The 15601-nt window shown below is 38.7% G+C and carries 10 protein-coding genes; 7 read left to right on the top strand and 3 right to left on the bottom strand.

Features of this window, described 5'->3' with window-relative positions; genetic code table 11:
- Positions 1-5: 5 nt before the first annotated feature.
- The 6 genes from ACSX1A_RS11020 (at position 6) to ACSX1A_RS10995 (ending at position 10316) form a co-directional block, all read left to right on the top strand.
- Positions 6-2351 (top strand): ATP-binding protein, encoded by a 2346-nt coding sequence (locus ACSX1A_RS11020; RefSeq protein WP_439879708.1) that lies wholly within the window; start codon positions 6-8, stop codon positions 2349-2351.
- On the top strand, positions 2348-3511 hold the full coding sequence (locus tag ACSX1A_RS11015; protein ID WP_439879707.1) for a hypothetical protein: 1164 nt from the start codon (positions 2348-2350) through the stop codon (positions 3509-3511). Before ACSX1A_RS11020 ends, ACSX1A_RS11015 begins: the two co-directional genes overlap by 4 nt.
- Complete coding sequence (locus ACSX1A_RS11010) at positions 3489-4310, top strand: hypothetical protein (RefSeq protein WP_439879706.1); 822 nt, start codon at positions 3489-3491, stop codon at positions 4308-4310. The genes ACSX1A_RS11015 and ACSX1A_RS11010 overlap by 23 nt, the downstream gene beginning before the upstream one ends.
- 45 nt (positions 4311-4355) lie before the next feature.
- Complete coding sequence (locus ACSX1A_RS11005) at positions 4356-6278, top strand: HsdM family class I SAM-dependent methyltransferase (protein ID WP_439879705.1); 1923 nt, start codon at positions 4356-4358, stop codon at positions 6276-6278.
- 105 nt (positions 6279-6383) lie between these two features.
- Positions 6384-9044, top strand: a complete 2661-nt coding sequence (locus ACSX1A_RS11000) for a hypothetical protein (RefSeq protein ID WP_439879704.1) — start codon at positions 6384-6386, stop codon at positions 9042-9044.
- Between the two features lie 48 nt (positions 9045-9092).
- Positions 9093-10316 (top strand): IS256 family transposase, encoded by a 1224-nt coding sequence (locus ACSX1A_RS10995; protein WP_439879586.1) that lies wholly within the window; start codon positions 9093-9095, stop codon positions 10314-10316.
- 266 nt (positions 10317-10582) lie between these two features.
- On the opposite strand, the gene ACSX1A_RS10990 is transcribed toward ACSX1A_RS10995, so the two are convergent.
- Positions 10583-12193, bottom strand: coding sequence for a hypothetical protein (locus ACSX1A_RS10990; protein WP_439879703.1), 1611 nt, complete (start codon positions 12191-12193; stop codon positions 10583-10585).
- A gap of 224 nt (positions 12194-12417) precedes the next feature.
- Positions 12418-13062: a DUF2971 domain-containing protein gene (locus ACSX1A_RS10985; protein ID WP_439879702.1), complete on the bottom strand. Its 645-nt coding sequence runs from the start codon at positions 13060-13062 to the stop codon at positions 12418-12420.
- A 312-nt stretch (positions 13063-13374) separates the two neighbouring features.
- Between ACSX1A_RS10985 and ACSX1A_RS10980 the strand changes: the two genes are divergently transcribed.
- Positions 13375-13641: a hypothetical protein gene (locus ACSX1A_RS10980; protein WP_439879701.1), complete on the top strand. Its 267-nt coding sequence runs from the start codon at positions 13375-13377 to the stop codon at positions 13639-13641.
- Positions 13642-14278: 637 nt separating this feature from the next.
- Here the strand turns inward: ACSX1A_RS10980 and ACSX1A_RS10975 are convergent.
- On the bottom strand, positions 14279-15391 hold the full coding sequence (locus ACSX1A_RS10975) for a sensor histidine kinase (RefSeq protein ID WP_439879700.1): 1113 nt from the start codon (positions 15389-15391) through the stop codon (positions 14279-14281).
- Between the last annotated feature and the right edge of the window lie 210 nt (positions 15392-15601).

The following is a 15601-nucleotide window of genomic DNA, read 5'->3' as shown; positions in this document are numbered from 1 at the left end:
TTTATATGGTTACAGAAGAGGTGTTTAGAGAGGAATTAGCTAAAACTCTTAGAGATGATCCAAATAATTATTCTTTGATTTTAGAGCTTTCCTCCCAATTAGCGTCTTTCGATAAATCCAATGTGCGTTTCTCAGTTGATGCTGGCGTAATTGATAGACTGGGAAGAGAACTTGTTGCTAGACAAGAAACTGCAGTTTCGGAGCTTGTTAAAAATGCATATGATGCGGATGCAAAAGTTGTAGAGTTAACATTCGAAAATTCTGACGAAGCTGGAGGTGTATTGACTATTGATGATGATGGAGTTGGAATGACCAAAGATGAGTTGATTAGAGGTTTCATGAGGATTTCTTCAACTTCTAAAATTCATGAGCCATTATCACCATTATACGGACGCAAAAGAGCAGGTAGAAAGGGTGTAGGAAGATTTGCTGTACAGCGGTTAGGACATCAATTATCTATAATTACTCAAACTGAGAATGAACCTGAAGCCTTACAAATAAATATAAACTGGGATCTTTATGAAGGTGATTCAAATCTAATAAGTATCGCCAATAAGATAGTGCCTCTTGCTAAGACGAAAGAATCAGGTACAACATTGAAAATATCTAACCTACGTGATAAATGGACTGAATCATCGATCAAGAGAGTCTATAGGTACGTTTCAGCAATTATTCAACCTTTTCCACTATCGAAAGAGCAGTATAGTTTTGAAAAGAAAAGGTTAGATCCAGGCTTCAAAGTTAGTTTCTTAAAAAAGAATCATGATCATATTTCTCCAATAGCGAATGAAGAAACAATGATCTTTAAGTATGCTGTAGGCAAGATTGAGGGTTACGTTGATTCAGAAGGTTTTGGACGTTATCACGTAGAAAGTGAAGTATTGAATGTTTTTCGGGATGAGGCAATAGGATTAGATAATAATAAACTAACTCCATTTAAGTATCTGCGAAATGTTCATTTCCAAGCATACTATTTTATTTACATACCGGAGTTTGTACCTAAGCAACAGGTATCTAAGTTAAGAGAGTTATCAGAGGAAATTGGAGGTATTAGACTATATAGGAATGGATTTAGAGTACTTCCATATGGAGAGCCATACTTTGATTGGTTAAACCTAGATAGATCTGTTCGCAGGAGAAGCATTTTGCCACAACACGGTAATAATAATTTCTTTGGATTTGTAGAAGTAAGTGACGAAACTACAGGTCTACTTGAGGAGACATCTAGTAGAGAAGGATTGCAAGAAAATGAAGCCCTGACAGAGCTCCAAAATTTTGTTTATAGAAGTCTAGTTGGGGGAGTTACTGAAATTGCGAGGGCAAGAGGAGTGAAAGAAACAACTGTTCAAAAAGACTGGGAAAAGAAATATGAACGCCCTAAGTTAACAGTTGTCGAAGTTGCAAATAAAGTTGCTGAAGAGGTTGAACAGATAGAAGACGAAATTAGAGAGATTGACCAGTACAGTGATAAGTCTGTAAAGGAAGTAAGTGATATCATTAGCCAGAGACAAGGTAGAGTTAGTAGACTTAAAGAACTAACAAAAGATCTAAAAGAAGTTGCAGAAGAGCAATCGAAAAATGAGAACAAGATTCTAGAAGAACTAGCTATGCTCCGTGTTTTAGCTAGTTTAGGAATCATAATAGGAGAATTTACCCATGAAATCCGTCACTATCTTCACACACTGGAGGCAAGCCTTATCTTACTAAAGGATGATTTAGATCAGTGTAATAAGGTAACAGCTAGATTTGATACAATACTTAAAAATGTCACAATACTTCGTACTTATGCATCCTATTTCGATGAAGCAATTTCCGAAAATGTTGTAAGGGAGCTTGTACCTCAAGAAATTACTGATGTTGTCAATACTTTTGTTGAAGTCATCAGACCTGATGTAGAGAAGCTTAGCATTGATGTTTCTGTGCCAGAATACGATGATCCTGATCTTTATACGATCTCAATGCATCCTTCTGAATGGTCTTCAATACTTTTTAATCTATACTCAAACGCCAAGAAAGCAATAGGCCGTAAGGGTGCTAAAGGGAGAATTGAAATACGGCTTGGGAGGATAGATCATAAAATATTTTTAGAATTCTCAGATAATGGGGATGGTATACCAGAAGAGTTTCAAGATAAAATATTTGATGCTTTCTTCACTACGTCCTCTCCTGTTGGTCATTTCTCTAATGAAATAGATGAAGCAACCGGCACTGGCTTAGGATTGAAGATAGTATTTGATATTATAAGTGCCTACAAAGGTAATATAGAATTGGTTAGCCCCTCAGAAGGTTTTAATACCTGTTTTCGGATAGAGATACCAGAAGCTTCAGAAGAAGAAATTGAGAAATTATGAAAATAAAATACCTGTATTTAGATGACGAGAACTCTAATCAGACTAACTCTTTTGCTGAAATATTAGAAAGATCGAGAGAAGACTTAGAGATTAAGATGCGACCTCCCTTGCCTTTTTCGGAAGAGATGGCAAAACTAAAAGCTGACATAAACGATGTAAATGGATTGCTTTTAGACTTGAGGCTTGACATGGTAACAAATGATCAGAAAAAAGCTGAGTATAGAGCTTTAACTCTTGCACAGGAAATTAGAACAAGAGTTACGGAGGGTAGTCTAAAAGCAGTACCTATAGTTTTATGTTCTACGGATGACAGGCTTAACAAATCTTATAAAAAAGATGAAACTGGGCACGATCTTTTTGATAAGAGGTACTTAAAAGGTGAGTTTATAGATAATAGGAAAACAATCTCTGATCAACTTGTCTCATTAGCAAAAGGGTACGAAATGATAAGAGTTATAAAATCAAGTATAAGGAATAGGAAAAACGAACTCCATCAATTCTTTGATTTGCCGAAGGAGAAACTTATGTCTTTGGATGTGCGGTTGCTTAATTATTTTGGTTCTACTGATGGGAAAATGCCTGAGCATGAATATGCTCGTCTTATACTAAAGGAAATGATAGAGGTGCCTGGTGTGCTAATAGATGAATACTTCCTAGCGGCCCGTTTGGGTGTAGACCAAAGCTCTGAAGATTGGCCATCATTAAGAGATAAGTTTTTAAAGAATTGCAAGTATACTGGTCCTTTCAATGAAGCATGGCCGAGATGGTGGATGCACTTAGTAAGTGAATGGTGGTTTTCATTGAAGAATTGTCCAGCGAATTTATCTTACCTTAATGCAAGTGAAAAAGTCGACTTCTTAAAAAGTGCCACTAATTTAAAAGGCTTAATCACTCAAACAGGTTATAAAGACAATTACAGCTCTCGCTTTTGGACAATATGTAAAGCATTAAATGTTCCTATTGATCCTGTAGATGGTTTAATGGTTGATGGTCGATCACCACAACCTTGGCAAGAAAAAGAATACATTTCTATCGATGCCGCTGTTAAAAGGATAAAATTTAGAGAGGGTGTGAGGGTACACCCATTTGAAGAGGAGAGATTAAAAGATATTAAGAGAACGATTAGTCAAAGTAGAAGTGGCAAAAATAGTACCATCTAGAGTTAGATCAGAACTAGCAAAAGACTTGCGTGATTTCGGAAGAATCCTCACTGATGAGGGTATAATTGGTTTTGATGGGAAAACGCCATTTGAAGAAGCTGCTAATGAGTGCCAGAATAACTACTACCAAATACAATACAAAGGTGATCTTATAAGAAAGGATGATAGCTGGGGGTACAGTTTAAAGAATGTGATTATAAGACTAGATCCTAAGAAATTAGATGGAATTCATCCTTCCAATGTTCAAGATGTTACTTTAGAGTATGATATTGACATTATTGGTGTTGTAAAACATCATGGTCAATTAGCAGATCCTCTACATTGGCTTAATTTTAATATTATGCTCAATGCAAAGAGCGTGGGTGATGACAAAACGCTATTTAAAAATTGCTGGCACCTAGATAGAGATATTGTTTCCTCAGCTAGTAATGCCCCCGAAGATGCACATCCTCGTTACCACTTTCATTTTGGTGGAAATAGAATGGATTATTTAAACTCCACTATGAATTATGGTTCGACTTTATTTTTAGGTTCCCCTCGCGTTGCACATAAACCACTAGATGGGATATTAGCTACAGATTTTATTCTATCAAACTATCATAGTGAGAAGAGAAAAGAGTTATTAAATCCTAAGAGTAGAAGTAGTTATGAGTATAGAAATATCCTAAGGAGGGCACAAGAACGTATTTGGCGTCCATACGCTATTGCAACTTCGAAACATTGGGAGCCATTTCAACTGGGTCAAGTTACTTGGTCTGCTTTCAATATTTGGCCTCAACTTATGCCTGTAAATAAGTAGATTTGCCTAATCTTTATTTACAAGTAAGTTTTGGCTTTGCCAATTATGAACCACAACATCTTTAAGTTTATAACCAAGTTTTCTAAAGAACCTTTTTGTGTAAATAGGTTAATTGTAAGTGCATTTGCTCAATTAAATAGTTTAAAAGTAACCAACAATAAACTATTAGCTAATTATATCATCAACGATAATGATGAGAGTGAGCTAAAACACTTAAATGAATTTCTACAGTATCTTGATGAGCATAACGAGGGTTTTTCCTTCGAAAATTTAATCACGCTGTTTGAGTTTGTCATATCCCCTGACGATAAAGTAGTTAATGGAGCTGTTTATACTCCTCACTTTATAAGAGAATATATAATAGACAATGCATTATCTATTTCAAGTATAGATAAGAGTGCAGTACGTTTAGCTGATATTGCATGTGGTTGTGGTGGCTTCTTATTCAATGCAGCTATTCGTTTAAAAAGAGCTACATCACGCACTTGTAGTGATATTTTTAGAGAAAATATCTTTGGAGTAGATATTACCTCATACAGTATTGAGAGAACGAAAATTCTACTTTCATTATTGGCGCTTTCTGAAGATGAAGATGTTGAGGAATTTCAGTTTAACTTAGAAGTTGGAAACTCACTTAACTTTAGCTGGAGAGATCAGTTCCCTTTAATAAATCAGAATAATGGTTTTGATATTATAGTGGGTAATCCTCCTTATGTAACTGTAAAAAAGGTAGACGAAGAAAGCCGAGCCCTTTTAGCAAATTGGTCAGTAACAAAGAGTGGTAATACTGATTTGTATATTGCTTTTTTTCAAATAGGTTATGAAGCACTAGCTCAAAATGGTGTACTGGGCTACATAACTGTTAACTCCTTTATAAAGAGTATCAACGGAAGGTTGTTGAGGCAATATTTTACAAATGAAAGACCATCATTTTATTTAATCGATTTTGGTGGGGAGCAACTATTTCATAAAAGAACAACCTATACATGTGTTTGTTTTCTGCAAAAGAAAGTATCCGAAACTATACACTACATAAAGCGAAGTAGTAAAACCTTACCGGAACTTGCAAGTCCGGAGTTCTATGTTCTTCCTTACAAATTATTACACCCCATTGATGGTTGGAATCTGCTGCAGAAGAAAACTTTAGCAAACATCACCCAAATTGAAAATATGGGCAGACCTTTAGGGACCTATTTGATTCGCAATGGTTTTGCAACTTTGGCAAATGATATTTTTGTTTTTACACCTGCGGAGGATACAGAGACTCATTACATACTAAATACTAAAGAAGGACAGAATTTCCCAATCGAAAAAGGAATATGTGTGCCTGCCATAAAGCCCAGTATAATTAAAAATGAGAGAGATCTGTTCACACTTAGAGAGCAGGTGATTTTCCCATATCGCAGGGTTTTGCAACATGATATTTTATTAGATCATGAGCAGGTTGAAGAGTATACCTTAGAGTTATTTTCCGAAAGATTTTTGCAGAACACATTCCCAGATGCTTACAATTACCTTGGTAGCAAGAGGGCTAAACTAGCTAATAGAGATTATGGGAAAGGGAATTATGGTGCTTGGTTTGCTTTTGGGAGAAATCAAGCCTTAACTATAAGAGGGGCTAAACTGTTGTTCCCATACATATCTGATCGACCCTACTTTATTCTGACCGAAGAGCCCGATTTGCTGTTTTATAATGGGTACGCTTTGATCTCGAATGAAATCGATGAACTTAGGATCTTGAAAAAAATCTTATCAAGTAATATATTCTGGTATTATGTTTCCAATATGAGTAAGCCCTATGCACATAATTACTTTGCCCTAGCAAAAAATCATATTAAAAACTTTGGCGTTTGTGAGCTTACCCCTGATCAAAGAACTGAGTTACTCACTTTAGAAAATCAAGAAGATATTAATCATTTCCTAGCTGGCATTTACAACGTTTATATTGATGAATTAGAACTAGCTTAAATATCAGTTATTCCTGTAATTTTCTTGCTCATACATAGACTTCAAATTATTAAACCTTATAAGCTGTTATCATCACTTTAACTTCATTTAGATATTGATTTATCAATGAAAGAAACTCCACAACGGCTTAACCCAAAAGCTGAAATAATAAAGTTGCTATTATTACGGTCTGGTAATCAATGTGCATTCCCCGGATGCGAGCAGCCTATTTTCAATGATGAAGATCAGCTAGTAGGTGAATGTTGCCATATTGAAGCAGCAATGCCAGGAGGAGAGAGGTTTAATATAATCCAAACAAATGAAGAACGGCGTGCCTACAGTAATTTAATATTCCTGTGTAAAATTCATCATGTTGTAACTAATGATGTAAGTGTTTACACAACTGATGTTTTAAAGAAGTTAAAGGCCGATCATGAAGATCAATTCAGGGAGAAGCCATTCGTTATAAAGCCTAATTATGCTCAACAAATTCTTGATGAATTTAGGAGTATAAATTCAACTACAAAGGAAACACTTAATGTTGTAAAGAGGCTAGAAGAGCAACATGATATATTTCTTCAAGCCATAGACTCTATTAAAACAAAGGAACGCGCTCCATACATGTACTTTGGACCGCCTCCAGTTAAAGGGTTTATTGGTCGGCAGAATGAATTGCAGGAATTAAATAATACTCTTGATACTGTAAACACAGTACAGGTTGGTGGAGTTTCTGGAATTGGCAAAACAAGCTTCTTATCAACCTTTCTATCAGACAAGAAGCATAAAGATTGTCTTTGGATTGATTGTGGATTAGTAAAAACCAAAGAAGCCTTTCTTGATTACCTTTCAAAGTTTCTAATTCAAGAGCTAAATGATCCAGATTTATCTACTGCCCTTGTAAATTCTACTACAGACGAAGTACTAAAAGTATCTTACTCAGTTCTAGACAAGCATAAAGTTTATATCGTCTTTGATGCTATAAACTCGGAGACGCATGAATTATATCCAGTGCTTGAACTCTTGAATAAATTCTTAAGTAATTCAAAAGTCATTTTCTCAACTAATAGAGATATTAAGTCTAGTGCTTGGCTAAATCCTGTATATCATGTCAATCTAAAGGGTTTAGTAAAGGATGACTTTATAAAAGTCATTGATTCATATGGGCTTGAAGATATTGATACAGAGCAGCAAAATGTTTTGTTTTTACTGCTGAATGGGCATCCATTTTTAATTAAGCTATTTGCAAGTCTATTCGAATATCAACCAATTGAATCACTTCTTGAAGATATTAGAAATGAATCTCCAGTTGAAATTTCTAATTATATAAAAAATAAAATACTTAGTAACCTTCTGGATGATGAAATCAAATTTATTGAATTTGTATCTGTATTAGGTATTCCATTTCGCTTTGACCTTTTAAGGTTTCTTCCTTTTAGTAATTCTCAAAATATTCTTAAGAACCTACAAAAAAAATATTTGATAGAGAGGCGGCAACAGAACCTATTCGAGGTGCCTGAGTTTATTCTGTCTTTCTTAGTTGATGTTAACTTAAAGGTGCAAATACAGGTGCATAAGCTCTCTGTTGACTACCTACAATCCATAAAAAGCGATTCATTCATATTTGAACGGTGGGCTGTTATTTACCATGCACTAAAAAGCGGACTTTCTGAAGTAGCAAAAAGTGAAACTTATTCTTTTTTGTCTACGATGATGGGAATTGGCAATTTCAATCTTGCTTTTAGGTTAGCAAATGATTTAGAACACGATGAGCGCTCAAAGTACTGGGACATGATTTATTATGTTCAAGGAAGAATTCTAAGATTTCAAGAGCATTATGATCAAGCACTTTCTAAATATGAGAAAGGGTTAAGTGACTGTGTTAATGGAGAATTGGTAGAAAAAATAAAGTTTGAGAAGGCTAGTGTGCTTATGTATATATATAGAGCTTCAGATCAGCAGGAGTACAGAGAGGAAGCAATGACAATCTATAATGAGCTTTGCGAGTCTAACAACCTCGACACATATATCCAAAGTAAAGCTACATTAGCTAGTTTAATCATACATGAGAGCCGCTTAGATGTTAAAATTTCTAAATTAGACTGCATTCTTGAGGAGGCAATTCAAAAAAATGCTAGCTCCAATGTAATCATAAGCCTTTGGATGTTACTAGGTAAAGCATATACTGAGAACAATGAGTATCAAGAAGCATTAAATTGTTTCAATAAATGTTTTGCTCATTATGATAACGCTATGGAAACCTATGGCATGAATACAATTGATAATTTGCATAGCTTATATACGAGTTTAGCATGGACTTATTCGAAATTAGAAAATCATGCGGAGGCAGCAAAGGTATCAGGTATAGCAGCAGAACTAGCAAAATCGTACGGACTATTTCATAAGTATGAAAAATCCCTATTTGATTATGGATACCATTTAATAATAATTGGAGAATATTCATCAGCTGCTGAAATTCTTACAGAACATTATCACCACATTAAGACTCAAAACTTATTTGAAGAGCTTGATATGATATACACTTATTTGGCTCTTGCTTTTTCACACTGGTATTCTGGCTTATATGAAGATGCTGTACAGTTAATGGGACTTTTTATTATTGAGAATGCTAAATATGGTAAACAAGCACCAGTAGTATTAATACATTCTAATGATTTGAAAGAGGAGCGTTTCCCATTTGAGTGGTTTAAAAAAGGAGCATTGACTTTAGTATTGCCTCAGGATAAAACGTATGAGGATTTTAATTCTTGGGTTAAAAGGAGACTGTAAAATAAACTGTGTCAAAGGATTAGGAGTATTACCTTTAACACAGTTGACATGGAAGAAAAAAACGAGCTGGATCTGGAAAAGATCAAGCGCCAGTTCCTGGAAGAGTTTAGGAGCGGCAAACCCACCTTTGGCAAAGACGGCGCCTTAGGCCCTCTGTTAAAACATTTCTTAGAAGCCGCTTTGGACGCGGAGATGGACCTGCACTTGGACGCTGAGCAGCGCCAGCAAGGCAACCGCCGCAACGGCAAAGTATCAAAGCAAGTTCGCACCTCAGATGGAATGATTGAAGTAGAATCATCCCGCGATCGCTCGGCAAGCTTTGAGCCGCAGATCATCCGCAAACGGGAGACGGTGCTGGCCGAGAACCTGGAGCCCCGCATTTTGAGTATGTACGGTTTGGGCATGAGCCTTCGGGACATCTCTTCGCATCTGAAGGAGATGTATGACATGGACATCTCCCACGACACCTTAGCCGCCCTCACCGAGAAGATCGTGCCCCAGGTCAAGGAATGGCAGGCCCGGCCATTGGATGGGCTCTACTGCATTGTCTGGCTAGACGCCATGCACTACAAGGTCAGACAGGAAGGGCGCACCATCTCTAAAGCTGTCTACAATATTCTGGGCATTGACCGCCACGGCCACAAAGAGCTGCTGGGCGTGTATGTATCCGAAAGCGAAGGGGCTACTTTCTGGCTCTCGGTACTTACCGATCTGCAGCAGCGGGGCGTGGAAGATATGCTCATCGCCTGCATTGACAACCTCAAGGGCTTTGCCGAGGCCATCACAAGTGTTTTCCCCCAGACCGAGGTGCAGAGCTGTATCGTGCACCAGATCCGCAACAGCATCAAGTATGTGGGCTCTAAGGACCAGAAAGAATTCATCAGAGACTTAAAGCCCGTGTACCGGGCAGAAACAAAGGAATTGGCCGAGCTGCGGCTATTGGAGTTGGAGGAGAAGTGGGGTAAAAAGTACCCCAAGGTGCTCGAGAGCTGGCAGCGAAACTGGGACAAACTGAGCACGTACTTTAAGTACACCGAGCCGATCAGAAGGCTGATCTATACCACAAACACGATTGAAGGCTTTCACCGCCAGGTCAGGAAGGTGACCAAGACCAAAGGAGCTTTCTCAACGGATATGGCTTTGCTAAAACTGATTTACCTGTCTCACCAGAACATCAGCAAAAAATGGGTCATGCCGCTAAGCAACTGGAGCCAGACGGCCCAGCAACTCTCTATCTGGTTTGGGGACAGAATGCAGCTGGACTTGAAGTGAGACGCACTTTAAAAGTTTGGCCCTGTTGCTGTAAGGATTCACACCAGTACACCAACAGGGCCAATAAATGAAAATATGGAAATGACACAGTTTAAATTACACTCCCGTTAAAAGTGTTATTGAGATAAAACCTGAACTAAGTAATGTATTGAATTCATACATTCAATATCAGACTTCATAAAAAAACACTAGCATTTGCAGGTAGAGACCGTTCCCTTCCATTTAAATTAAATTTTTCTTCTTCTCCTGTATACTGATTGTAGTGTTTATACCTTTTGCTGCAATGCTTGCATTTCGAGATCGTACTGCTGATAATAAAGGGGGAGTCCGAACTGTTTGCGCAGGTGTTGTAGGTAAAGGGTGGTAGCAGCATCTGCAGCATGATGCGAAACAATAATAAGCTCTTTGGCATTAATGCTATTGGTATAAAAACCGTATTCCATAACTTGCCCAAATGCCTCGCGAATACATACCCGTAAGGCATTATGCGTCTTTATTTCATAGAAGATGCATTCCTTACCATCCTTTACCACGATATCAATTCTGTTACTGCCGATACCGGAAGGGTGCTCGGGGTGCACGTTTGATTTACCATACACCTTCTGTAAGCTGGCACAAAGGGCATCACTGATTTTTTTGTGAAACAGTTCCAGTTCTATAGTCTTGGCTTGCCTGGTGTAACCCGTCTGGTAGGTGGTGTTATTACCATTAAGACGTTTGGGCGCAGGCTGAAAAGTGAAACCCTCTAGCTCAGTGGGTTGATCGAAATCATGACCGGCTTTCAGAAAAACATAACGATCGCGCTTGATAGCGGAGTTATTACCCGGGATTTCAATAAGATCCGGGTATACCCGGAGATCCTGGGGCTTGAAACGGATGTTGAAAAAATTCACATTTCTCCAGTTCGAAAGGTTATTGGATTTTCCTCCTACATCGGCTATTTGCTTTTTCATCTCCAAAAGCCATCCCTTTGTACTATAAATTGCCTGTATTCTTTCTGCCTCTGCTGGGGAGATCACTTCCACTTGTTTTACTTCTCCTATCCAGTACCTCTTCTTTGAATCCCCGTCCAGACTGTAAAGCATCACATCATACTTATTGCCTTCGAAGGCTGCATGCTGCCGCCTGACAGGTTCCAGGAAAGCGTAGTGATAGCCGTCTACTAGTTTGCTTGTATCGAAAAGCCATTCCTCATGCCCAAAGCCTTGCTTATACTCATGAGAGGATTTTTCTTTACTCTTACCTTTTGGCCCGGAGGGAGCTATCCACCCATTGCTATTCCAGGCTACGCGGGCAATACGCTGTTCTTGTACAGAACTTAATTGATCCAGTAACTCTTTATACCGATCCTCATGAGCCTTGATAAAGGTAACGGAGGCTTTCAGAAGGCTGCTCCAATCGTACTGCGACAGCTGGTTTAACGGAATGGGGCTTGTATAGCGCCTGGTTCCGTTAGGGGTATAAAGGTGCAGTTCGCACAGCCTCTTCTGGCTGTTTGTTAACTCTGAGTTTCCTTCCCGTTGGTAATCAAGCTTTAGGATCAGATTGCCCTCAACAGGATTCAGGCCTACAGTAAAGTAAACATCCTTGGTTGGGGCATCTGCAATATAAAGACGGCCCCAGGTGTAAGGTTTAAAGGTTGATACGGTATGTTTGCCTTGCCTGCTGCGTTGCTGCCAGGCCATGGTAAAATCAAATTTGTAACCTGGTAATTTGCCAGCTAACTCCCTAACCCAATAGCCGGTTTTTGACCAGGCGCCTGCCTTTAATTCTTCACGGACTTTTAAATGGGTAGGGCTTGTTTTATCGTAGGTTACATTGGCGAACTTTGCAAAGGTCCTGAAGTCCTGTGCAGAGAAGAAAGGAGGTGTTTCCATAGGTATGGTAGGTTTCTGTAATGAAGTTAAATTATTATAATGTAAATTCAAATGATATAATAATTTACCATTAATTGATTTCCAAAGGGAAATAGGGATGCACTAACCATCAAACTCCGGCTGGCGCGGACTTACATACCTTACCTTTACATCTTCCTAATCACCTTTCATTCCACGCCAGAAACCTCAATTAAATTTCCGTTACTTTTCCTGCTGCTCACATTCTATTTAGACGGCCACCGTTCATACCTATCCTTTTGATAGACCATGTCATAAAGCATTATGTCATGATCCTGGAGAAGAAACTTAAGAGAAGGTAGGTATGCTTTTGGAAAGCGCAAGCCGACATGAATAGCTCTGAGCGGAGGGTGGATCGGGATAAACAGATTTTCGGGATGGAAGATGACCAGCCTTTTTTCATCCTCTTTTTCCCAGAAATGCGACTTATGGAAAATCATCCTGTCACACATCTTTAACAGGTTGTTGGAAAAGTTTTGCTCATCGGCTTCCTTGCAATTCCAGTAAATAAAAGGCTGCTCTAATTGCTGAGAAGTATACTGTACTTCCTTTAGAAAATGCGTTTTCGTCGGACAAGTTTCCTGAATGGTTTGGAGAAAAATATCTTCATCAAATTCGAGGCAAACTCCTCCCTGGTCTGCGCCATAGTGAGCCCACATCATTTCATTATCCCAGCCATTCTGCCTGGCCCCTGAGAAGCAGATAACCTGAAAACGGTCCTTGATCATTTGCCCGAACCTGTACTGACAGTCTATATGCGTCTGATCGGAGTACTCATCCTGAAAAAGCCGTTCCAGGGGTATATTAATACCTCCAAATGCCCATGGGAGTGACTCCCTGGGATCATTCATAGAAGTAAGACTATTGGTTTTTAGGGTTTTCGAGGGAAGGATATACTCTAAGAGCGTAGCCAGCTTTGTGTAGTGGTATAAAGGCATAAGAGCGCAGGGTTATTCCACTAAATTAGTAATTAGAGATAGATTAGGGCAGGAAATTAATAAAGCAGCTTAGGATAAATATTTGCCATCATGAAGTACTACAACTAGGCAAAGACCCCAATATTATTTGCAGAAAAAAAGCCCTCATTATTGAGGGCTTAAGGAATTAAATAAATGTTTTAGAAAAATGAGAAATTTAACCTTTGTATTGTTTAAGCCAGATTCATGGCCTTTTCATTAATAAAAATTTCAAGGGGCAACTGGAAAGCCTTATGCAGGTTGTTGATTTGCTGTAATGTAAAATACCGCTTTCGGTTTAAAATTTTTGCCTTTGTTGGTGTTACACCAATAACTCTTCATTTTTTTAATACAAACTTTTTTTTAGCCGCTGATGGTGTTATCACCATCAGCCCTCTACTCGCACTGTTGTTTGCTTTTTCAGCTTATGTCACTATTACTGGTGGGCTGGGAATATTAAAAGGCTTGTCATAAATCCGCCTGCCGCTACTGCACCTGTAACATCAATCTCAATGTTTCTAGCTCCTTTGAAGCCAAAGGATTTGAACTTATACTTTACATTATTGCCAAGCCTGAAATAGTCATAGATTATTTCAGGCTTGATGCCTAGGATTATTTTTGTATTGCTGTATTAGCTGATAGTCAGGACTACGTCTTTATACTTGGCCACGGTTGCGGTATACTCCACAGTTTCTTTCAGCATTTAAAGAAAGGTTATATAATGGAGAATGCCTCTCAAAGCTTATTCAGATAATGGTTTCGTTTTTTTCAGGTTATAGTTCAAACCAAACCGGACAACATTGTTCTAGGAATTAAAGTCATATCGCTTCCCCCCTACCTTATAAGAGTTTGTTGCCGATCGAGACAAGTCGTACTGCCATCTGGCCTCTAGTCGAAAGCGCCATTTGCGCCTATTCCGATGGCATATTGCCAGACTATCGGCTTCATAACAGTTTTAAATCTCCGGATTACCGTCTAAGTAGTGCTCAGCGTCCCGAAAACCCTAATGGTTTTGAACATTCGTGAACATGTAGGATCATTCTCTATTATTAAGTTTAAAGAGTAAATGGCTGAAAACAACCTAAATTTTATGTGAGGCAATGTTTTGTTTTTATAAGCTAACCGTGGTTGGTAAAGTAACCTCGATGAAGATATTAAAATACCCATTCTCCTCCATTCGTGCTTCAAAGGTATACTGCCCCTTATAGCTATAATTTAATCGTCGCTGAATGTTATCTAACCCGATTCGGTGCCCTGTTTGTTTAGAGGTATTTACCAAATTAGAGGTGGTGATCGTTAAAGTATGGTCCTGGCGGTTGATGCTGATTTGCGCGGTATGGTTTGCCCGGGATAGCTCCCCATGCTTAAAAATATTCTCCACGAGTGTAATTAGCACCAAGGGAGTGAACTTCACACTAGCCAGGTTATCTCCGTAAGTCAGTTGAATTTGAAGCTGATGGTCATGCCGTATCTGGTGGATATAGATTAAATTTTCTACATGCTCAATTTCCTCGAGCAAATTTGCTTGCTGATGCTCATCCTCACTTTGCAGGGCATAGCGCATCATATTCGACAAGGCAAGTATCGCTTCTGATGCCTGCACCGAGGTCTTGCGGACGTTGTTATAAACAAAATTTAAAGTATTAAAGAGAAAATGTGGGTTTATTTGAGCCTTCAGGAAGGCATTCTGGGAGCGAATCAACTCGTTCTGGGAGCGAATCAACTCGTTCTGAAGCTGCTGCTTCTCAATGATATGGAGCAGGTGCTCTTTCTCGACGCGGTTAGCTCGCCGCTTTTCCTTTAAATAATTATCTAAAAAATAGAACCCTGTGGCAAATCCCATGAAATAAACAGCTCTCCAAGCGGATCGGAAGCAGTAAGCATAATCGAGTAGCAGGGGGCGAGTCAGCTGTAGGTGGAGGTGTTGTGTAATAACAACCTCTACGCCATAGGTGATGCCTGTGAAGGCGGCTATTTCGCAAATCACCAAAAGAGGGAGCAGCCAGTAAAAGGGCCTTGGTCTCTGAAGCGTGGCAGGCAGCACAACAGTAACATGCGTATAGAACAGCGCGATATTAATGGCATAATGCAGGGCATAGTTCCAGAATGAACTGAATTTTCCATACAGAATGCCGGCAATCAGTACTTCATAGGAAATAAAGAAAATCCAACTGATAAAGTGGACTTTGTGCCGTCGGATAAAGTCTAAGATAAAAGGTTTCAAAAGGTCAGAAGATGTATGTCAAACAGAAGGAGTGATTCGTGTAACAATTTTCCTTAGCAAAAGAATGCGCCATAATTTAAAAATAAAAAATTATGGCAAAGCAGCACAACTCTCGATTTGAATTGAAAAAGGAAAGATTATTCTCATTCAGGAATGAGACTGCCAGTAAAACTCTTAGCACGGATCCTACGATAACGGCCACAACAACAA

Origin of the sequence: Pontibacter sp. MBLB2868, assembly GCF_051904785.1 — a bacterium.
GTDB lineage: Bacteria > Bacteroidota > Bacteroidia > Cytophagales > Hymenobacteraceae > Pontibacter.
This window is presented reverse-complemented; position numbering and strand designations above follow the sequence as displayed.